Source organism: Mycobacterium sp. H4Y, from assembly GCF_000364405.1.
In the GTDB taxonomy this organism is placed as follows: domain Bacteria; phylum Actinomycetota; class Actinomycetes; order Mycobacteriales; family Mycobacteriaceae; genus Mycobacterium; species Mycobacterium intracellulare.
In genome coordinates this window covers 2,878,526-2,898,414 of sequence record NZ_AKIG01000001.1, presented here as the reverse complement: position 1 = coordinate 2,898,414, position 19,889 = coordinate 2,878,526, and the positions used below count along the sequence as shown (strand labels likewise).

18 protein-coding genes and 4 tRNA genes are annotated in these 19,889 nt (G+C 61.9%); 7 read left to right on the top strand and 15 right to left on the bottom strand.

The annotated features are described in order from the left end of the window. The first annotated feature begins 216 nt into the window (after nt 1–216). From W7U_RS12610 to W7U_RS26465, 3 genes are all read left to right on the top strand, one after another. Entirely contained in the window at nt 217–2,148 is a 1,932-nt protein-coding gene (locus W7U_RS12610) for an alpha/beta hydrolase (RefSeq protein ID WP_008258451.1), read from the top strand. Continuing rightward, a complete protein-coding gene (locus W7U_RS12605; RefSeq protein ID WP_026071302.1) occupies nt 2,129–2,701 on the top strand; it encodes a hypothetical protein in 573 nt (190 codons plus the stop codon). The genes W7U_RS12610 and W7U_RS12605 overlap by 20 nt, the downstream gene beginning before the upstream one ends. A gap of 313 nt (nt 2,702–3,014) precedes the next feature. Next, a complete protein-coding gene (locus W7U_RS26465; protein WP_162494287.1) occupies nt 3,015–3,308 on the top strand; it encodes a hypothetical protein in 294 nt (97 codons plus the stop codon). Nucleotides 3,309–3,546: 238 nt separating this feature from the next. On the opposite strand, the gene W7U_RS12600 is transcribed toward W7U_RS26465, so the two are convergent. The 3 genes from W7U_RS12600 to W7U_RS12590 all read right to left on the bottom strand — a co-directional run bounded on the left by W7U_RS12600 (nt 3,547) and on the right by W7U_RS12590 (nt 3,813). Further along, nucleotides 3,547–3,621: transfer RNA gene (locus W7U_RS12600), tRNA-Val, on the bottom strand. A 17-nt stretch (nt 3,622–3,638) separates the two neighbouring features. Then, nucleotides 3,639–3,712: transfer RNA gene (locus tag W7U_RS12595), tRNA-Cys, on the bottom strand. Between the two features lie 28 nt (nt 3,713–3,740). Beyond that, nucleotides 3,741–3,813, bottom strand: a tRNA-Gly gene (locus tag W7U_RS12590). Nucleotides 3,814–3,995: 182 nt separating this feature from the next. On the opposite strand from W7U_RS12590, the gene W7U_RS12585 reads away from it, so the two are divergent. The 4 genes from W7U_RS12585 to W7U_RS12570 all read left to right on the top strand — a co-directional run bounded on the left by W7U_RS12585 (nt 3,996) and on the right by W7U_RS12570 (nt 5,516). Next, nucleotides 3,996–4,067: transfer RNA gene (locus W7U_RS12585), tRNA-Val, on the top strand. 176 nt (nt 4,068–4,243) lie between these two features. Continuing rightward, the gene (locus W7U_RS12580) at nt 4,244–4,555 is read left to right on the top strand and encodes a hypothetical protein (RefSeq protein ID WP_008258446.1); all 312 of its coding nucleotides are present in this window, start codon (nt 4,244–4,246) and stop codon (nt 4,553–4,555) included. Beyond that, nucleotides 4,552–4,740, top strand: coding sequence for a hypothetical protein (locus W7U_RS12575; protein ID WP_008258445.1), 189 nt, complete (start codon nt 4,552–4,554; stop codon nt 4,738–4,740). Before W7U_RS12580 ends, W7U_RS12575 begins: the two co-directional genes overlap by 4 nt. A gap of 80 nt (nt 4,741–4,820) precedes the next feature. Further along, nucleotides 4,821–5,516 carry a DUF732 domain-containing protein gene (locus W7U_RS12570; protein ID WP_008258443.1) on the top strand — a complete coding sequence of 232 codons (696 nt, stop codon included), beginning with the start codon at nt 4,821–4,823 and terminating at the stop codon, nt 5,514–5,516. Nucleotides 5,517–5,819: 303 nt separating this feature from the next. Here W7U_RS12570 and W7U_RS12565 read toward each other — a convergent pair whose 3' ends face one another. The 12 genes from W7U_RS12565 to W7U_RS12510 all read right to left on the bottom strand — a co-directional run bounded on the left by W7U_RS12565 (nt 5,820) and on the right by W7U_RS12510 (nt 19,862). Further along, on the bottom strand, nt 5,820–6,479 hold the full coding sequence (locus tag W7U_RS12565) for a hypothetical protein (protein WP_136244865.1): 660 nt from the start codon (nt 6,477–6,479) through the stop codon (nt 5,820–5,822). A 752-nt stretch (nt 6,480–7,231) separates the two neighbouring features. Next, nucleotides 7,232–8,422 carry a phage major capsid protein gene (locus tag W7U_RS12560; protein ID WP_008258438.1) on the bottom strand — a complete coding sequence of 397 codons (1,191 nt, stop codon included), beginning with the start codon at nt 8,420–8,422 and terminating at the stop codon, nt 7,232–7,234. Then, nucleotides 8,423–8,986 carry an HK97 family phage prohead protease gene (locus W7U_RS12555; RefSeq protein WP_008258436.1) on the bottom strand — a complete coding sequence of 188 codons (564 nt, stop codon included), beginning with the start codon at nt 8,984–8,986 and terminating at the stop codon, nt 8,423–8,425. Continuing rightward, nucleotides 8,973–10,178, bottom strand: coding sequence for a phage portal protein (locus W7U_RS12550; protein ID WP_008258434.1), 1,206 nt, complete (start codon nt 10,176–10,178; stop codon nt 8,973–8,975). Before W7U_RS12550 ends, W7U_RS12555 begins: the two co-directional genes overlap by 14 nt. A gap of 22 nt (nt 10,179–10,200) precedes the next feature. After that, nucleotides 10,201–11,682, bottom strand: coding sequence for a terminase TerL endonuclease subunit (locus W7U_RS12545; RefSeq protein ID WP_008258431.1), 1,482 nt, complete (start codon nt 11,680–11,682; stop codon nt 10,201–10,203). Further along, on the bottom strand, nt 11,682–12,260 hold the full coding sequence (locus tag W7U_RS26210) for a hypothetical protein (RefSeq protein ID WP_008258428.1): 579 nt from the start codon (nt 12,258–12,260) through the stop codon (nt 11,682–11,684). Before W7U_RS26210 ends, W7U_RS12545 begins: the two co-directional genes overlap by 1 nt. An 815-nt stretch (nt 12,261–13,075) precedes the next feature. Then, entirely contained in the window at nt 13,076–17,143 is a 4,068-nt protein-coding gene (locus tag W7U_RS26930; protein WP_036429047.1) for a transglycosylase family protein, read from the bottom strand. A gap of 53 nt (nt 17,144–17,196) precedes the next feature. Beyond that, complete coding sequence (locus W7U_RS12530) at nt 17,197–17,442, bottom strand: hypothetical protein (protein ID WP_008258423.1); 246 nt, start codon at nt 17,440–17,442, stop codon at nt 17,197–17,199. A 996-nt stretch (nt 17,443–18,438) separates the two neighbouring features. Continuing rightward, nucleotides 18,439–18,747 (bottom strand): hypothetical protein, encoded by a 309-nt coding sequence (locus W7U_RS12525; RefSeq protein WP_136244864.1) that lies wholly within the window; start codon nt 18,745–18,747, stop codon nt 18,439–18,441. 92 nt (nt 18,748–18,839) lie between these two features. Beyond that, a complete protein-coding gene (locus tag W7U_RS26205) occupies nt 18,840–19,427 on the bottom strand; it encodes a hypothetical protein (protein ID WP_136244863.1) in 588 nt (195 codons plus the stop codon). Next, nucleotides 19,420–19,644, bottom strand: a complete 225-nt coding sequence (locus W7U_RS12515) for a hypothetical protein (protein WP_008258416.1) — start codon at nt 19,642–19,644, stop codon at nt 19,420–19,422. The genes W7U_RS26205 and W7U_RS12515 overlap by 8 nt, the downstream gene beginning before the upstream one ends. Then, nucleotides 19,641–19,862, bottom strand: a complete 222-nt coding sequence (locus W7U_RS12510) for a helix-turn-helix domain-containing protein (RefSeq protein WP_008258414.1) — start codon at nt 19,860–19,862, stop codon at nt 19,641–19,643. Before W7U_RS12510 ends, W7U_RS12515 begins: the two co-directional genes overlap by 4 nt. Nucleotides 19,863–19,889 lie beyond the last annotated feature (27 nt).

Below are 19,889 nucleotides of genomic sequence, written 5' to 3'. Positions count from 1 at the left end.
TGTAGCTCCGTGCGCAGATCGTAACCCCAGGCCCCGGCGCCGGGTGGCCGTTTGAGTGCACCCGGGCGAGCCCGGGAATCGGAGGGCATCGGCCACGGCGGAGCACGGCAGTGACTTGCGGCGCGTCGCCGGATGTAGCTAACTTGGACGACCCTCGGGTGGGGGTAGCGTCATAGCTGGTGTGGAGAATTATCAGCTAGGTTTTCGGGCGGAGCGATGCAGCTGAAGTGGCTCAGCGTGGCCGATCTGATCGCCCGGGCCGGTGGAGACCCCTGGGCGATCAACCAGAGCCTGCAGGCGGGCAGCCCGGCTCAGATTTCGAGTCTGGCGGAAGCCTTCCACGGCGCGGGTCGGCACACGGCGGAAGCCGACCACGCCTTTGAGCAAGCCAGGAAGCGCTTTGATGCGGCCTGGAACCACCAGAATGGCGACCACCCGATCAACGACTCCGCTGAAGTGCAGCGGGTCATCAAGTCCCTGGGTGCGCAATCCGAGCAGTTACCCAAAATCGGTAGCGATCTGGAGAACATCGCCGCCGCGTTGGCCGAGGCGCAGAAAGCCGGAGCTCAACGAATCTCCACGCTGGAACACGCGCTGCAGGGACTCGACCACATCATCGACGCGGCGCAGCACGACCTGCAATACGGCCACCCCGACGCGAAAACCGAGGCCTTTCTGAAGAAGCTGATCGACGACGCGAAAGCCGACGCGGCCGATGACGTCCGGGATGCTCTTGGCGACCTGCAGTCGATTCGTGACGGCTACTCGGCCACGCTGCAAAACTGTTTGGGCAATTTGCGCACCGATGGCTACGTCCCGAACATCCTGGCGCCAGTTGACGCCGACACCGAGATCCCCCCGCCGAACGCCAGTCCCGAGGACGTCAACCGCTGGTGGACATCCCTGACCCCCCAGCAGCGGCAGCGATTCATGGCCGAGCACCCCGACCAAATCGGCAACCTCAACGGCGTCCCCATTCTGGCGCGCAACGACGCCAACCTCACGGTGATGAACCAGGACCTCGACCGCGTGCGGGGCATCGCCAGCCGCAACGGTGTCTCGGTGGATGACGTGCTTCGCGACCCCGCGAAGTTCGGTTTGTCGGCCACGGATGTGACCCGCTACCAGAACGCCAACGAGACCAAGCTAGGCCTCGACCACGACGCGGGAGACCCGCTTCACCCGAAACCGGTCTACCTATTCGCTTATGATCCAACGGCATTCGGCGGCAAGGGCCGTGCGGCGATCGCGATCGGCAACCCCGACACCGCCAAGAACACCGCGGTGATCGTGCCGGGCACGAGCAGCAGCGTGAAAGGCGGCTGGCTACACGACGGCCACAACGACGCGATCAACCTGTTCGAACAGGCTAACGCCGCCGATCCCCATAACCCGACGGCGGTGATCGCGTGGATGGGCTACGACGCCCCCAACGGATTCGATGACGTCCAGCGCATCTCCACGCCGGCGCTGGCTCGCGCGGGCAGTGCGTCGCTGGCCCAGGACGTCAACGGTTTGTGGGCGACGCACCTCGGGGCGGGCCAGCATGTCACCGTGTTGGGCCACTCGTACGGTTCGACCACCGTCGCGGACGCCTTCGCCATGCACAACATGCACGCCAACGACGCCGTGCTATTGGGCTGCCCCGGAACCGACATGGCCCGCAGCGCCGAACAATTCCACCTCGACGGTGGACACGTCTTCGTGGGGGATGCCTCCACCGATCCGGTCGGCATGCTCGGTCACCTCGACGGCGCGAGCAAGAAGCTCTTCGGCGAGAACTTCTTCGGCACCAACCCCAGCCTGGGTACCGACCCCGCGGTCGACGGGTTCGGGTCGGTACGCTTCCGCGCCGAGGTCCCCGGCTCCGATGGCATCAATCCCCATGACCACTCGTACTACTACCACCGGGGCAGCGAAGCCCTCTATGGCATGTCCGACATCGTCTCCGGCCACGGTGACCAACTACAAGCCGACGGCATGACCGCCGATCATCGCCATTCGTTGGGTGGCGTACAGGTCAGGATCCCCGGCCTGCCCCCGGTCACCATCGGCCCGCACACGCCCGCCGTCATCGACCCGGAGTGGGAGCGCTCGCCAGGATCTATCACCGACAACCATGTTTTCGATGCTCAACACCACCATTGAGGAACAACGTATGCCGTTGCGCCAAGCGCTGATCAGTTCGCTAGTGGTCGTCGCCGTGTTGTTAGGAGGTTGCGCGCCAGTGCTACACAAACCACATGCCGCGGGATCGACGAATCCGTACGAGGATACGGCCCATCCCATGAGCGACGATCAGACCAAGGCGCAGGTGATCGAGCCGGCCAAGCAGATCGTCGCCGCCGCGAAGCTGGAGGGAGTCAGCGGGGCATTCTCGTTCGCCTCGTGCAACGACCAAGGGGATCCGCCGTTTCAGGGCACCGTCACGCTCAGCTTCCTGATCCACGGGGACCCCGATGCGTATTTCCAGCAAGTACGCGCGGCGATGATCGCGCAGGGCTGGAACGAGGGGGCGCCACCGGGACAGCACTACCACGGCGCCTCGCTGAACAAAGACGGCGTGGCCGCCAGCATCAGCTACATGCCGTCCGACCACGCCTACGGGCAGATCATCCTCGATGGCCAATGCCGAAACATGGGCAACCACAAGGGCGAAGGCCAATGGACCAACATCAACGATCAGCTGGCGGCTCGATAGGGTTCTTTGCCGACCGGCTTGTCAGGACCCGATAGGTGCTAGCACTGTGGGGAGCGACCTTGAATCCCTGCACCGATCATGCCTAAGGGGCAGATCCATTGTGGGACAACGCGAGAGGGACTGCCAACCGCCAGGAATTCCTGGCTCTTCCGACCCTTCGGACTAGTCGCCACGCTTGGTGGCGTGATTGACGAGGTGTGACGACGAGACACCTCGAGCGTGCGCCGGGAATCTCAGGGTAAGGCGTTGGCCTGGCTAGTTGGCTGCCGCCGACGGATAATACGAGGTTATCCCGCATGAAAGGTAAGGAGTGATGACCGACACCGCTTCCACCACATCACGAACTCCGACCGGCCCGACGTGGACTCGCTGGCTTTACCGAATCCTCGCCATCGTCGGCATCGGCGTCGGCATCGTTGTCATCATCGCCGTCGTCTATCTCCTCTTCGCTAAGTCGGACTGCTGCTCCATGATGAAAGCGGACCCGCCGGCTGCCCAGTCGAAGGATTGCTGTGCCTCAATGATGAAAGGCATGAAAATGCCGATGGAGAACAGGCCGAGCATGTCGCCGATGCCGAACATGCCCATGCCCGCCCCCGGCCGGTGAATGCCCTGGGGCCGGAGTCAGTCGGAATCTGAGCCGCCCATCACTGCAACCGCAAGTCCCGGCCCCGGCGCCCGCTGAAAAGGCGGCACGTATTCGACGTCGCACGCTCAAGGTGTGGGAGGGTTTCGTCGCGAGCATGACTCGCCACGCAATCGGCGATGTCCCTCTCGGCGCTCGCGCATGCCAGTTACATGAGATTGTCTCGATGCCCAGCTACGGCGGATAAGCAGTACCGATGTGGTGCGCGATACTGGGATTGAACCAGTGACCTCTTCCGTGTCAGGGAAGCGCTCTCCCGCTGAGCTAATCGCGCCGGGGAAACCAAAAGCTTGGAGGTGGAGACGGGAATCGAACCCGTGTGCACGGCTTTGCAGGCCGTTGCCTCACCACTCGGCCACTCCACCGTTGGGGTCCACGCCACTTGCACCTTCGAGCGGATGACGGGATTCGAACCCGCGACCCTCACCTTGGCAAGGTGATGCGCTACCAACTGCGCTACATCCGCGCGCCTCGGACGAGATCGTCGCCCGGTGCGAAGCACGACGATAGTCCACGTGAGCGGGCACATACAAATTTCTTGGTACGAGCCGTGTCTAGGCTATCGCGTCGCGCCCGGCATGCCGATGCGGTCGGTATCGTCGGGGTCTGCACGTGCTAGTCTTCGACGTCGTTCGCCATCTCGGCGCCGGTCCCGTGGCTCAGTGGGAGAGCGTCCGCTTCACACGCGGAAGGTCGCTGGTTCGATCCCAGCCGGGACCACTTGTATTGTCGCAGCTAGACTAGGGTATCTAGCCTTACGAAGCAAGACCGATGTTATCTCGGTGTTATCCGGTTCGCCAGTTCTCCGCAGCAAGAGAGGCCTCCGCAAGGTGCGGAGGGCCCCGGCGACGGCGGTCACCGTCCCGGGGTATGGCCCAACTGCTAAGGAGCTGGACATGCCGAACAATACCTTCCCCGTCCCCGCTGGCGCACTGCGTGTTTACGAGTGGCAGCTTGGTCCCACCGGCCCGGACGGCGCTCCCAATGTTTACCGCCGTTTCGTCGGCAGCTCGTGGGGCTCAGATCGCTTCGCGGTCGGCATCGACGGCATGCAGCACGGCGACGGCAGTGTCGAGCGGTTCATCTACCTCGACAAAGATCTTGGGCTGGACGATCTGACTGCTAAACAAGCTCGCCGGATGGCGCGTGCACTGATCGCTGCGGCCGACGACTACGACCGGCTGAACGACATCGAGGCTTCGAAATGACCAGCGACGCTCAGCTTTTGCATGCCACCCTCTGCTTTCTCGCCGACCGGATCGGCGCCGACCACCCCGATATCTGGGCGGCTCGGGCGGTATTTTCGGCAACCGGCGGGCAACGGCCCACGCAGGCCGGGGTGGATGCCCTCTGCCATGTGGCAGACGAGCAGCGGCCTTGCTCTAAACGCTGACCCAGGACTCGGTCTCGCCAAACCTGAGCGACTTGTCGGGACCGAGTCCTACTCTTTTTCGAATCGAGAGGGGAGCCACGATGGCCACAGACGAGGGTGACGAGACCCAGGCCGCCATCACCGATGACGACGCCAACACCGCTGTCGTGCCAGGCGTCAGCGGCGCGGATGTTGCAGAACTGGCGTGGTCGGCCGAACAACCCGAAAACCCGCCGGAAGAATCACCGTGGCTGAATCGGGTGCGCTGGGCCACGCTCGCCGTCACCGTGATCACCCTGGCTGGCGCGACGGGCTGGCTGGCGACCGTGTTCTACAAAGAGCACTGGGACGCGTCTGTTACTGCTGTGCCGTCCAAGGTGGTTGCGGCCTCCGCGGCGCCGCCAGCACACGAACCCGAGTCGACCGCCGAGAAGGCGTTGCCGTCACCGGGTCCCGCGGCCCAGCATGAGGAAGCGCCCAGGCCAACGCCGCAAGCGCTACCCCCTCCCGCCGCTGGTGTCCCCCCACCACTTCCGGGCCCCCCGGCCCATGCGTATGACACGTACGTGCAGTTGCTTGCACGCGACGGCATCATCTCGACGAACTCTCCGTCGGAAATGCACGACAAGGCTTATTGGCTCTGCAGGGCGGTCAGTACCGGCGACACGATCCGCCTCAAGAGCATCATCGTTGAGTCCCAGCTGGGAGATCCCTTGATGTCGCAAGGGCAGATACGGACGATGCTCACAGATGTAGTCACCGCGTATTGCCCGCAGTATCGGAGCTTGCTCAACTAGCTTGGTTCACGGGAGCTTTACCCTTCCGGTTCAGCCAAAGGACCCCCGCGCGTTGCGCGCACCCTGGGGCCTATAGCGCTTATTCTTCGGCCTATGACTGCTGCGAGTTTTTCTCCGTGGCACCGGACCGGCAGGACGTGTCCGCGTGGCGTGGCGATCGAGGAACGCACCGTCACGATGCAGACCGACCAGGGACGAGTCCCTCTCCATACAGAGGCGCGGTGCTGTTCATTGTGCGAGCGAGAGGGCTTCCACTAGCTGCGGTCCATCGGGGCGCAGTGCGCTCTAGGCCGGGAACGGCTCTCAATCGAGTGGGACAGCCATCGCGGCCCAATAACCTGACATCGTTAGACCCGCCGAGAAACCCTGCGGACCACCAGGAGCATCACCGAGCAGGAGACCGTTGTAGTTGTAGGTGGTGTTGTACCGGCTGGTTTGGTTGTAGCCGGTGAAGGTGTTGACGGTGGGCCAGCCCGCATTGAACATTGCGTTGAAAATTCGCGCGCCCGGCGCGACGGCCGCGGACACGCTCGCGATGCCCCCATTGCCGCTGCTGGTTACAACGCTCCCGAAACTTCTGACATCGTTGAAGGACACGCTATTAGCTGCTGAATACGTGCTGATCGAAGACGTGATGCTGACGGTCTGCACACCGGTGGGGGGATTGAGCAGGCCGAATAATGCGGCGGAGTAGCAATAGGTTCCGACGGCGTAGTTAGTGATGAACCCCAGTTGAGTCATTGGAATTGAGCCGACCTTCGCCGTCGTTGTAGGAGGTGTTGAGCCGTAGACCTCAAGGTTGATGGCAGCCAGGACGCAGTTGCCGGTAATCGTGTGGTTCCATGAAAAGGTGGTAGCGGTTGCGCCCTGTCCGCCGCCTGTGGCGTCATAGGTGACTGGCGGCCGGCGAACAATTTGATGCATTAGCGCGTTGTTCGGGAATGCACGCCCAAGACGGGACATTTAGTTGTTCTCCAAGTCATTTGAGAATTGCGCGCTCTAGGATGTAGAACATGGGCGTCCCGGAGTGCCGAATTTCGTTGGTAACCAGCCGCCGCGGCCCCTCCGACAACGGCGCGCGCTTCCGAAGATGAAGCGCAGCGGGCCGTTGGCACTGTCGGCGGGCGGGCCGGAGCGAAGCGCGGAAAGGAACTCCGGCCCTGTTGCCGCGGCGGCTGGTTAGGTTGGTCGGCGCCGGAAGGGACGAGGAACCTAGCGCCGACCAAGCTCTGGTATGGTTGGCTCATCACAAGCGGTCGAAACCTCACCCTGTAGGCAGGCCCGCGCTCCACGTGGCATGGACAGGGCAACCGGAAACGGTTGCCATCCATTAGCCATCGGGAGAATCGAATGATGAACACTGACGAACTTGTTGGACAGCTACTGCTCTGGTCCGACCTCAGATACGTCACCCTAGAGGATTTCGAGGCGTACGTCGCTCAGCAGGAAGCTGTCAACGCTGAGCTACGGGCGAGGGTGACCGAATTGGAAGCAAGAGTGTCGGAGCTAGAGCGGCTGGTTTAGGTTTGGTCGGCGCCAGGAAATGACGAGGAACCCGGCGCCGACCAAGTTTTAGGCCGTTAGCTGCGGCGCCTGGTGGCCCGCGGCTTGGATTCCGGCTCTGGGATTGCCTTGGCTAGCAAGGCTTTTTCCAGCGCCGCCACCCTCTGTTCGAGGTTGGCTATCTTGCGTTCACTCCATGCGTCGGCCATCGTTTACGACCCGTCGTTGACGAGAACGCGGTACGCGTAGGTGTCCTGCGTGTTACCGTCCGCACGCGACCACATCGTGTATTCAATCTGACCTTCATTGGCGCGTGTGTAGGGGTTCACGATGAGCGTGACGTCCTGCACCCGGCGAATCACGTACCCGGACTGCAGGTCTCCGAACGCGCCCCACTTGTGCGAGCTGGCGTCGACCGAATCGGCCCAAGCCTGATCGACCACAACCGGATATCCCAAGAGCCGCTGATTCGACCGACCCACGTTGATACCGTCAATCGAACTATTCAGCAGCGGGCGGCCATTGCCGTCCACCAGCGTCTCGATCAGGCTCAGCGTTTTGTCGTTGAACGTCCACACCGCCTGATCCCGGTAGGCCGGGTCCACCGAGTGCACAATCGACACCAGCTCGGCGTAGGTGGGCGTGGCGCCGGCGATCGCGGTGGCCGCCGTGCCGGTGCTGATGCCGTACGGCTGGCTGCTGCCGGTGCCGTTTACCCAGTGCGCGGCCTGCGCGCGAGCAATGCGCTGGGTCAGCTTGTTGACGACGAGGGACTGAACGTCGAAAGCGGCGTCCTGCAGCAGTTCCAGCGACACCCGCAACGGCAGTTGTGACGCGCCGGGGGCGACATACTTGTACGATCCCAGCGTCTTCTCGCCGAATACCAGATCGGCACCGCCAGAGGCAGGGTCGCTGGCCTCGGCCGCGATCACACCCACGTTGCTGGTGTCGTCCAAGGTCGGCCACGTCAGCGGCTCGCCGGTCGACGTAACGATCGTCTCCACCGCATTGGCAACCCCACCAAAGGCTTTCATGCGGTCGGTGATCTTGTTTAGCAAAGTGGTGGGCACCATATACCCGCCGGAAGTGGTGGTTCCCGCGGTCTGCCCGTCGCGCAACTCGGTGATGTCGCTGTTGGGCTGTCCGGTGCGAAGATACGCATCGAACGCGCGCTCAAGGGTGTCGCCTTCCTTCGGGGCGGCGACGTGCACGGCGGCCTGCAGCGACGCGTTCGGCGCCTCATAGGCACCCTGGCGGGCGCGAATCGCCTCGGAGCGCTGGGTGGCTTTCAGCTCGGTCTCCAAGGCTTCGTAGGTCTGCACTTCGTCGTCAGTGAGGTTCCGGCCTTCGGCGGCGTCCAGAACGGCGCGCTGCTCGACCAGAAGCTCATCAATTGTCTTCAATTACTTTCCTTTCGAAAGGTTCACACGAGCACGCGCTCGAATGATTTGGGTGCGGCCGGTGATCACGTCGGCCGGTTTGGCTCTGAGAGCCACGCTCGTTCCGCTATAGGCGGGCAGCGAGACAGGGCTGATTTCCACAAGACGGGCGATACTCAGGTGGGTCCGTAGGTCGCGACCCTCGTAGGTGCCCCATGTCTCTTGGTCTGGTTTGAATCCGAACGAAACGCCAGTCATGTCACCGCGGTTTATCAGCTCGCGGGCATCGCGGCCGGCGCTGGTGTCGGGAAGGTCCACCTCAAAATGAAGGCCCCTGGTGTCCGTGGACAGCCGCAGCGTGCCCGATGACTGGCGGCCCAGCAGCTTTCCCGAATCGTGGTCTAGGAACGCCCTTACGTCGGTCGCCGGGTTCGCCAGCACCGCATCGAACGCGGTCGGGGCGAGGACTTCAAAGTACGGCCCAATGTCCGCGCGCTCGTTGAAAACGGCGGCATAGCCGGTGATTCGGTTGCCTTTGACCTCGGAGCGGACCTCGATACATCTGCGTTCAAGTTCAGGCGGCAACATCAACGTTGGTCTGTTCGGCATCGGTCTCCTGTATTTGTGGTTGTGCCGGCAGCGGCGGCAGATTGCGCATGCGCCGGGCCTCGTCCACGGTGATAAGCCCTGCTTGAAGCTGCGCGATAATCAAGCCCACCTCCGTCTCGTGGTCGGGCTGCACGAATTGCGAGTAATCAAAATCCGCGCTCTTGTTGGGCGGCAGCAGCAGCGACAAGCGTTCTTCAATGCGAGAAGTCCAGGGCTGCAGCGTGTAGCGGGCGAACCCTCTGTTCTGCTCGGTGAGCCCGGCGCCGAAGCTGGTCTGCTTTTGTGTCTGGCCCAAAAGGTGGGGCGGCACGCCGAACCAGCGTGAAATGTCCTCCACCTGAAAGGCTCTCGATTCCAACCACTGCGCATCAGCGGCGTTCATTGACCAGGGCGAGAACTTGAGAGCCTTGTTAATCACGGCGATAGACCCGGCGTTGGCTTCGCCCGCTACCTTCTGGGTCAAGCTCTCTTTAATGCGGGTGGCATCCTCCGGTGTCAGCTGCGCGCCCTCCTCGGGCGTCACAAGCCCACTGATAAGCGCGCCGTTGCTGAAAAGCCGCGAGGCGGAGCGCTCGGCAGCAATCGACGTGCCGAAGCTATTGCGAGCCAGCCAGATGGGGCTTAGGCCCCTGATACCGTCCGTGGACAGCCCAGGGATGTGGGTCATGTCCCGAGACGTCAACGTAAGAGCCTTGCCGTCGATCGTCTCGACAAGGAACGTTTTCGTGTAGTCGCTGTGCCACTGAATCGACACGGCTCGCGGGTGAATCGGGTACAGGCCCAACATCTGGCCAGCGCCGCCCCTGATGTGTAACAGAAAAGCGTTTCCGTGCAGCAGCAGATGCAGAAGCATCGTTTCGACCAACTCGAACTTGGTCAGCCCAGCCGCGCCGCCGGGGTTATCCAGCCAGCTCGGTACCGGCTCGCTGATGCCGTCGCTCCGCTCGTGAATCGTGCGCAGAGGCAGGCTGGCGATGCTGGACGCGATCAGCGAGACGGCCCGCCACACGGCAGCCAGGCCCAACGCCGAGAATTCGTTGACGTTGACGCCCGCCAAGTTGGGCGTACCCAAGCCGAAGAATTCGGCGGCGGCGGGGTCACCGATCGACACGAGGTCAAAGCTGCGTTCTTCGATGTCTTCCGGCGGTGTTTTGCGATTCCACCAGGCCATAAAAGTCCTCTAATTCGTTTAGTCAGGCCCACGCGATCATTAGTGGCGGGTCTTCTTTAGTCGGGTGCTGTGCGCGGTCGTGCATCATCGCCAGCGCAATAGCTGCGTCGATCTTTCCGCGACTTTTCGCTTTCGCGAGCATGAAGCCGCGTTCGTTGAGTCGCGGAATAGCGTTGAGTATCTGGCGCGCATATTGCGCATCGCCGTCGTGGCTTATCTCCATGCGCTTAATCGCCTCATACAGCGATCCGATAGCCGGCGTCATACGCTCGACACTTTGCGGAAACTCCACCATCGGGATGCCCGCGTCACTGAGCGTTTGTGCCGGCAATTCAAACAAGCGCGGATCAAAGGCCACTTCAATCAGTTTGTAGGTCTGATCCAGCTCACGGATATAGGCCATAATCGACGCCAGGTCGACTGCATCATCGGCTTTAGGCATCCAAATCTTCGCGACCGTATGAAGCAGCCCGTTGGGCCGCCTCTGGCCCAACACCACGGCCGTCGAGTCGCGTTTCAGGCCAACATCAAGCCCTACCCAAGTAGGTGCACCGGGGACTAGCTTGTAGTCGCTTTCCAGGGCATCCCAGACCCGCTTGCCGTCTGGTCCCAGCCAGCAGTCCGTGCCCTCAACCCACTGGCCTAGATGGAAGATCCTGAAATAGCCCTCCGGGCTCATTTCGACCGCTGTTTCCAGCGCGTCAATCGACTGGTATCCGGCATCGAGTGCCGGGCACGCCTCACGCCAGGCATCGCGGTCGCGGATATCGCAACCATCGGGCGCGGACAGCTCGGTGAAGCTGAAGCCGGCCGGCGTGTGACCGTCCAGAAACGCGCTACGAAGGTGCCACAGCGCAGAGCGCTCGCGGTCCAGGCCCGGCGTGCCGATACCCACAGTTAGGCTGCTGGCGCGCTTACCAGAGGCCAGCACTAATGCCGACCAGCTGTCCAAAGGCTGGAATCCGATTTCATCGGCGATCGCCAACGTCGGATCGAGCCCTTGAAGACCATCGACATCGTTGGCGATAGGAAAGCAGGTACCGCCGTTGTAGCCGACAACCAGCTTTGAGTCGCCTATCGCCGTATATTGAATGCTGCGATTGCTCAGCTCGGGCTCGGCCGCCACCATTTTGGCCGCAACATCAAACACGGATCGTTTCGCCTGACCAACCGTCGTCGCCATGATCGGTACTTGCGGCTCGCCGGTCTCATTCCGGTCGAAAGTGGCCCAAACTGCGAGCGCGGCCAGCAGCGTTGATTTACCTTGCCCGCGTGGACACTGAAGAATGGCCTGCCGAATGCCCGCTTTCAGGATTTTGGCTATCCATTCCTTTTGGAATGCCGCCAGCTTCATTGGCTTGCCGTAGCCGTGGCCTTTCGGAGCGCGGCAGTAGGTCTCTATGAAGCGAATAGCCCGCTTGGCGGGCTCCGTTTCGTCCCAGTCGTACCAGGGCGGCTCAGAGGTATCCCGAAAGCGCGTCCGGGCGTTACCACCCGACGCCATCAGCAGAACTGAATTAGCCGGTAACGGTCCACCAGCTGGTGATTAATCAAACTGAACAGCTCCGGCGAATTGCCGATAGTCAAAATCCAGCGCTCCGACACGTCATCGACCCTGCGCTCCGACGGCGGCCCCGAAGCACCCCGAACACTGCCGACCTGGGCGGCCATCCTGTCGACCATTTCGAGAATTGCCGCCTGAAAATCGAATGCGTCGTCCCAGCCGTGTTCGAGCGAGACCGAGACGTTGCTGTAGCCGCGGGGCCAGGTTTTGCAGCCCGTGCGGTACAGCACCCCGGCGGCATCGGCGGACTGCTGCACTTCGCTGAGGTCGACAGCGGTGCCATCTGCGGTAATCGAGGTCAGACTGACGATATTTTGAGTCGGCAGAATCAGGCTTGACCAGCCGCTACCGTCGACTGTGATGGTTTCAGTGGTCGTCGGCGTAACGTGCCAGCCTGCATATTTCCGGCAAGCGGCAGTCGCGGCATCGAGTAGGCGCTGGGTTTCCGGGTCGTCTGCATCGAGTCGCCCCTTTACGTAGGCTGCCACGTCGGCAGTGGTGAGTTCACTGGTCGGCATGCACTATTACTCCAAATCCCTTATATTGCAATGACTTTGGATCACTGCGTGCATGCGAAAAACGTTGCTATGCAGCGTGATCGGGGTCGGCGAGTTCGGAGTGGGTATCAACAGCGTTGATATACCCCGGCACTCAACCGAGAAGCGTTGGTATCGAACGGCTTTCGAGAGCTCAAAAATGGCCTCTGACCTGCGGTTTTCTTTATAAGCGTGCAAATCCGGCTGCGCGTGTCCCCCCGAGCGTACTCGCCGAACTTTTGACGAATGTCGTTGTGCAACAACGTATCTCGTAGCCGTACGGATGGTCGTCCGCTACCGTATGGGTCCTCGGCGGCGTTGTGCCAAGGTGCCCTGTATTGCAACGTATTTCGCATACGGAGTGAGAGCTAATGCCGTTGTGTTACAACGTCTTTCGCGTTGGCATCATTCGGTATCAACCTAGATGATGGTCACTCAGGAGTGAGTATCAACGTGGCTGATACAGCATGGTTGATATCAGCATCGTTGATACCGTTGTGCGATGTATGCAGGTCAGGTCGTATCTCGGTCCCGACGAGCTGAATTGCATGGCACGCACGCCGGACGTAAATTCCGCCGATCATGAGTGCCGCCCCTAGAGAGCGGCACAATGTGATCCCACGAATTGGCGTAACCAAGACACCGAGTAGTCAGCTTGAGCTGGCACTCCCCGCTCGGTGCTGGTAGCGACCTGTAGGCCGGGTGGTCGTACGTCCTGCGGCGGCGGTCCCGGTGGCATCGTTGGCACCGGGAACCGTCGCTGAGCCGGCCACACTCAAGGCATGGCCGTCGAACGGTCACAGGGCCATCGGGGTTGATGCGCCCATCGCCCCCATGTATGCCAGGTCGTTGTACGTGGTCTGCGGGTTCTGGCCGGGCTGCGTGGTGATGTTCAGATCGCCACCGATATGCATACCGCCGTGGTACTGATCCCCGCCCTGCTGCTGACCCTTAGCGCCCTGCTGCTGCTGCTTGTCCTTGTTGTCCTTCTTGCCCTGCGTCTTACCGGCCGATGTGCCGGTCGCGGGCTTGGCCTTGGCAAGGCCTTTGAGCACCCGCCCGAAAATGTTGTTCTGGATACCGTCCAGGCCGCCCCCGCCGCCATCGGGATCATGCACACCAAAGGTTTCTTGCAAGCCCTGGACACCGATAGCCGCGTATTCGCCGACTTGCTGGATGGTGCGGTTGGTCAGCTGGATAGCGAGCTGTGCAGCAGCGCCACCACCGGGGAACATGCCTGCAGCCGATGTGATGGCCGCCGCCGGCATGCCGCCGATGCCAAGACCGCCGCCGCCCGAGGGCTGCCAGCCGCCACCGGGGCCGCCTGGCTGTGAGCCCTGCGGGGTGGGGCTGCCGGTGTCTGTGAGCCCTCCGGGCATCGGGAAGCCTGGCGTACCACCGCCGGGTCCTGGCATTCCATTGCCGCCCGGCATAGGGAAGCCTGGCGTGCCGCCGCGTGGCCCCGGGAATGGGCCGCCTGTCCCGTAACCGGCCTCTTGGACCCCGGGCATGCCTCGGGCTGGTCCTAAGCCCGTACCGGCGACAATGCCGCGTCCCCGCGTTGCTTGGAAGGCATCAGCTGCCGACACGGGATACTGTGTGCCGCCAGCGGTATCGGACAGGTTGATGGTGCCATCAGGGTTGTAACCCGTCGCGGCGATAAAGTGTCCGTCAGCGAAATTGCGTCCAGCAATTGAACTTCCGGGAGCCACGTTCAAAATGGAGCCGACGCCGTTGTCAATAGATGCCTTGATGGCAGCGAACATCGCTGCCGGGCTTCCGCCGGACCCTTGCATGGGCACGAATCGACCTGCTGGATCGAGCTGGTTCATGCCAGCGGCCTGGGACTCGATGCTGCCGCCTGGGGCTATAACACCCTTGAGCTGGTCCTCGCTCATGTTGACGCCGGAATGAGACAGGATGATCCGAGCCGATGCGTCGATACAGTCGTTTGCGTACTTTTGCGCCGCAATAGGAATGGTGGACAGATTCAGGCCACTACCCGAGGTCATGCCGGCCGGCATGCCGCCCTGGCCACCGCCTGTGCTGAGCTGGCCGTAATTCTGCGGCCATAGCGATTGGGGGCCGCCGCGGGCCTGCATCGCACGCTGAGCAACTTGGATCTGCTGTTCCCTGGTAGCCATGGCCGCGTTCGGGGCGAACGCGGTGCCGCCGTACTGCGCCCAGGTGCTCTGATCGAACTGAAGACCGCCGTAGTAGCCGTTGCCGGTATTGATGCCCCAGTTGCCGCCGGATTCCTTGGCCGCCAACGCATCCCAGTTCAGGTCGTCGCCGCCAGGCATTCCAGAGGGGATACCGAGCAGGCCCGAGCGGCCCTGCATGTGGTTTTGCTCGGCTAGGGCGCCCAAAGCACCGCTGCCGCCCGTGTAGATCGGGTCCGAGTCGCGCATGGCCGCGAGCCTGCCCAGCATGGGCGCGGCAGCCAGCTGGCCGATGAACTCGACTAGGTTCTTGGCCAGGCCCGGCAAGCCCTGTGACAGGCCGAAGTCTTCATCGAGTTTCGGCCCGATGTCGCGCATGCCGTCAGTGAAGTTTTTGTAACCGGCCAGCTGCTTTTTGTTGGCTTCCTGCTGCGCCTGCTGCAGCTCTAGCTGCGCTTTGTTGATCTCGCGCTGATCCTCAACGATTTTGTTCCGCTGCTCCTGCAGCTGCTGCTCGGAGACGGTATTGTCTTTCTCCATCGCCAAGAGGGTCTGTTTGTCGTCCTCAAGGCGGTGCCTGGCTTGCATGAGGGCGCCTTCGGCGTCGTACTCGCCCTGAGTTTCGCCCGGCCGCGGTGCGGCGCCGAAGGACGGATCAAGCGGCGAGACAACCTTCGGGAGCTTGCCCTTGTTGCCCTTGCCTGGGACCCCCGGTACGGGAATGTCATCCCACGGCGTGGCGCCATTGATCGCTGAGCCAGCCCCAAATTGGTTGTTCGGGCGCGGCGCCCACCCCGGGCCGCTCGTGGCTGGCTTGTTGTCCGGCTGGTCCGGCGGAGCGAAGCTGCCACCGCCGCCGATGTAACCCGGAACGGTCCCCGGCGCACCGGGACCGACGTAATTTCCGTTTTGGTCATACAAGCCGCCCTTGCCGAGACGGCTGGGATGCCTGATATCGCCCCACATTTCACGGAATGGCTGCTTGAACCAGTTCCAGTTATCCGTGTCGGGGAGGGGAAGGTTGGTGTGCTTCTTTAGCTGGTCGTCGGCCTTGGGTATGAGGGCCATCATTCCCAGCAGTTCAGCGACTGGCGCCATAGCACTCGCCATCGATGCGGCAATACTCTTGGCGCCCGTCGCGGCGCTGGCCGGCAGCGTAACGCCCAGCATCTCCGCGACCTTGCCCAGCTGAGTGATGGTCGTTGCAACCTTCCACGCCCCCCACGCGCTGGCCACGGCATAGATCAGGTTCGGCCAGCCGCCGATCATGTTCGCCACAGGCTGCAGGTCGTTGATGAGCGTGTTCACCACGTGCGAGACACCAGCGATGGCCTGCGCAACCGACACAGCCGCATCAACCATGCCGTGCAATGTCGATTGGAACTCTTGCGGGCTCTTGTTGCCGAAGACGTCGAAAATCCTGTGGCCGATCTCGCCGATGGTGCGGCCAAGCACCACCGCGGCGTCGATGCCCTTCTGAATCCACTCGTGGAGTTGTCCGGATTGCTGCGCCTTTTGAATGAAGTCGGCGAACTTGGTTGCCAGGTTGGCGATCGACGTGGCCATGCCGGGGAGAAAATCGCTGCCCACTTTGGCGATGCGCGCGAACGCATCCACGACGGGACCCATTGCGGGGGCCAGGTTCTGGAAGGCCTGGACGATGTTGTTCATCAGCGAGCCGATGGCAGCACGGGTCCCTGGCGTCTTCAGTTGGCCGGCGAAGTTCTGGAACATCTCATTCATCGCGCCGGCAATGCCCGTGGTGAGCTGGCGAATCTGCGGCATGAATTGCTTGCCGAGATCGCTCAATTGCCTTGCGACACCGCTAAACAGGGCGTTTTGCGTGATCGCCTTGAGGCCGTCCAGCCCTGTTACCAAGTGCTGAATCTCTAGCGCGGCTTGCTGGGCATTCGGAGCGAGGCCCGCGAGATCCTGCGCAAACTTACGCGGGTCAGACATGTCTTTCAGGGCCTTGTCAAAGCCGCTGAGACCCACCTTCAGGGTTAGAAGCCCAGCGCCCCCGGCGGTTGCGGCGGCAGGGAGTAACCACAGCGCCTGGCTCGCCGTTGTGGCAGCCTCAGCCACCGAACCAAGAATCGCGACTAAGCCGCCGCCGATCGCGACACCGGCTCTGCCGCCGGGCACGCCAGGGATGCTGCTCGCCATGTCGCCAAGAAATCCGCCGCCACGTCCACCACCGCCGCCGCCACGACGGTGCCTGTGAGCGTCATCGATCTTCGCGTCGCGAAGGCCTCGCAGGGCATCATGCTGCCGCTTCACGGCACGGGTGAACTCGTCGGAGCCGCGCGCCGCGTCACGGTTGGCCGCCGCCAGGTCGCGCCGAGCTGCGTATAGCTGGCGCTCCAGCTTGACGCCCTCGCTGGCGGTGATCGCGGTGCCGCGGCGAACGTCGGTAAGCTTTCGCTCACTATCGGCAACCGCCTGCGTCGACTCGCGGATGCGCCGGTTCGCGGCCTCCAACTTTTTGTTCGATTCCGCGACTTGAGAATTTGACGCGATGACCCCACCCGCGGCCTTGCGAATTCTGGGGGAGGCCGACTCCATTTCCTTGCTAAATGCGTCGGCGGCGCTTTGTCCAGCTTTTTTCATTTGATCGCGGATCTGACGATCCACGTTGTCAACGCTGGTGCGGTTTAAGTGCGTAAATACGCCAATATCAATGCGCGGCACGAATTCCTCCAATGAGGATCAAAAAGAATCGGAGCCGGAAGGCCGACCCCAAAATGTGAGCGTGGTTAGTTGTTCGTGTTCGGCGTCGGTGCGCTCGAAATAAAACTGGCCGCAGTGCGCAGCTCAGCGGCCCGCTCCGCGATCTGCTCGGCCGTAGGCTCTGCAATGCCCTGGGCGCGGCACAACAGGCTCGCCAGCAATGTGTAGTAACTGCCCAGCCCAACCATGCCGCGGGCGTAGGCGGCGACTAAATCCACGCCAGCCTGGCGGATTTGCCGAGCCTCGTCAGGGGTCACGTTCTCAGGGGTCATTGCATGGTCCGTTCAATGTCGCGGGACGCGCTAATGTTCTCGAAGAACATCAGGCGCGGCGGAAGTTTTTCCGGGCTATCCAAGAGGCTGTTCACGGGGAGCTGATCAGCAGCGCTGATAAACAACGGTTCAGCGGTCAACGGTTCGACATGTGTCGTCTACACCAAAGGCAAGTGCCACTCACGAGAGGTTCAAGCTCCCGAAGGGAGCCGTTCCCCTGGAATCAAGGGAAAGCCACCCGCTCGTTACGGGAGCTACGCTCGGGCGCGGCGAAGCGCCGCGCTCCGGGGTTGGGGCCTTGTCGGTATCGGCATTGTCGAAGTTGTCAGCGATGCCAAAACTGGAACGCATTTTGATAAAGAGTCATAGAGGAGCGATGCATTTGCGCTGGTCAGCGCGTCGGCTCTTAACCGTTTTGGTTAATGGCCTTAACCGAAACGGTTAAAAAATGCATCATTATTTAACCGTTTCGGTTAAATTTCGCACACCCCGGGATCGCTTACCATCGCAGACAGCGCAGGGGTCGTTCGGGTGCCCCTTCCACCCTCCCGTAACCACATCCTTGGGCGATACCAGGCACCGCGCAGTTGATTCATACATAAGTAGCCCGGCGTCCTTCGCCCCGGCTATGGCGCGGGATACAGACACCGGGTGTGCCTTGAGCGTCTCAGCCAACTCGCCCTTGGCGAAAGTGGCGTGACCATTCGTCCGCGTCTTGCTATAGGCCAGGAAGGCGACACGGAACCGCAGGGGGATCTGCTCATTCTTCGCGAATGCTAAGCACGTCTCCATGTTCAGTTTCACGAAATAGGGCTCATCGCTAGTGGGTTGCAATCTTGCTCATCGTTTCCGCCCGGGGGCAATCATCGGCTAGCAGCTCTTGCATGTCGGCTATCAACTGAACCGCCTCGTCACGGCTGAGCAGGATGAAACTGCGGCCCTGCTTTATGTGGACTCCACCACCGAATCGCTTCGATAGCTGGACAGGGTTTGCGTTCACACCGCACACCCGGCCCGGCCCAGCTCATCCGCCAGCGCCACCGCCGCACGGCACAACTCGGGATCGCGCTGCAGGGCGAGCTGCGCCCGTCCCGACCCGAAGTCCATGACGTCCTGAAGCGCCGCAGCAGCAACGAGAATGCGCTCCGCTTTGTTGAGGTCATTGACGTCAATCCCGCGAGCCTCAAGCGCCCTAAATAGCGCCATCGCCTGCCCGCGGCGGGTTTTATACTTGGTCTGCCGGCCATCATGGCATTTGCGGCATTCGCTGCCGATGAAGTCGGCAGGCGTGCGCAATTCGTGCAACTCATTCTTACAGAGCATTTTGGCGCGTTCTTTCTCCCGTATTTGTACGGTTGGTAGACATGGGTGTTCCCCGTTACTATCGGGTACAGGGATTAAGCCCCTGACCTCGCATTCTTGCGATTCTGTGACACGATTTCCTTCCGGCATGCTTTGCACACCGGGTGCCTGCCATCGGCGGCATCGGCTTTAGGCGAAAAGCACTCCGGGCCTTTCGACCGCCCGCAAGGGCCTTTGCAGGTTTTGCGCGCCCCGACCTCGTAGGCGCCCAAGAACGTGGTGGCGGCCTTTTCCCTGCCCTTCGCGAACACTGGCCTCGCATCATCGTCGACTGGGGTGGAAAGCCTGTTGCGTTCTTCTTCGCCAGCTCGCCCCCATACCCCGTCGGGAAGGCTGGGATTTTCGCGACTCCTTTTGCGGGTATTCACGTCATCCACATCGCCGCAAAGGGTTGGTTCGATATAGTCGATATCCCCATCGACAAGCAGGCTGAAAACGGAGTCTTTCGTGTCAAAATCATTGTCGGGATCGTAATGCTGAAGATCTTCCCGGGCGATAATACCCAGCTCGTATTTCCTCTTTTCAATATCCCGGTCGACGCTGCGCTTATTCTTGCCGGCGCCTTTGTTGAGCCATTCGTTGGCCTGTGCTTCAAGGCCCTTATCTTTGCCATGCTTAGTCACTGTCATCCCCTGATCGGCCAAGTCGATCGCGCCGCCTCAAGAGGTCACTGTGGGTGGCCTCAAGCTCATCAAGTGTCAGCTCATGCAGCGGCTTGCCGGTCGTCTTCAGCAGGCTGGCGAGGGTAGTACCCAGAAAGAGATCTGCGCCGCGGTCGATCTGATCGGCCAACGCCCTGATCCGGTTACGCAACCTTGCCTTCGCCTCGATGTCGTTCACCGGGCGCCTCCCCCATCCGGCCGCTCCGTCACACCACCGCGGGCAGTCGTCGCCATCTGGTTTTCCAGCCACGCCTCGACGTCCTCGCGGCGGTATTTCACATGCCGTCCGACGCGGAAAGACCGCGGCCCCTGATCCATATAGCGCCAGTAGCGAAGTGTCCCTTCACTAACGCCGAGCAGTTGTGCGGCACCGGCCGTTGACATGATATCCATCATGATCGGCGCCCATCCTCGGCCGCGTCG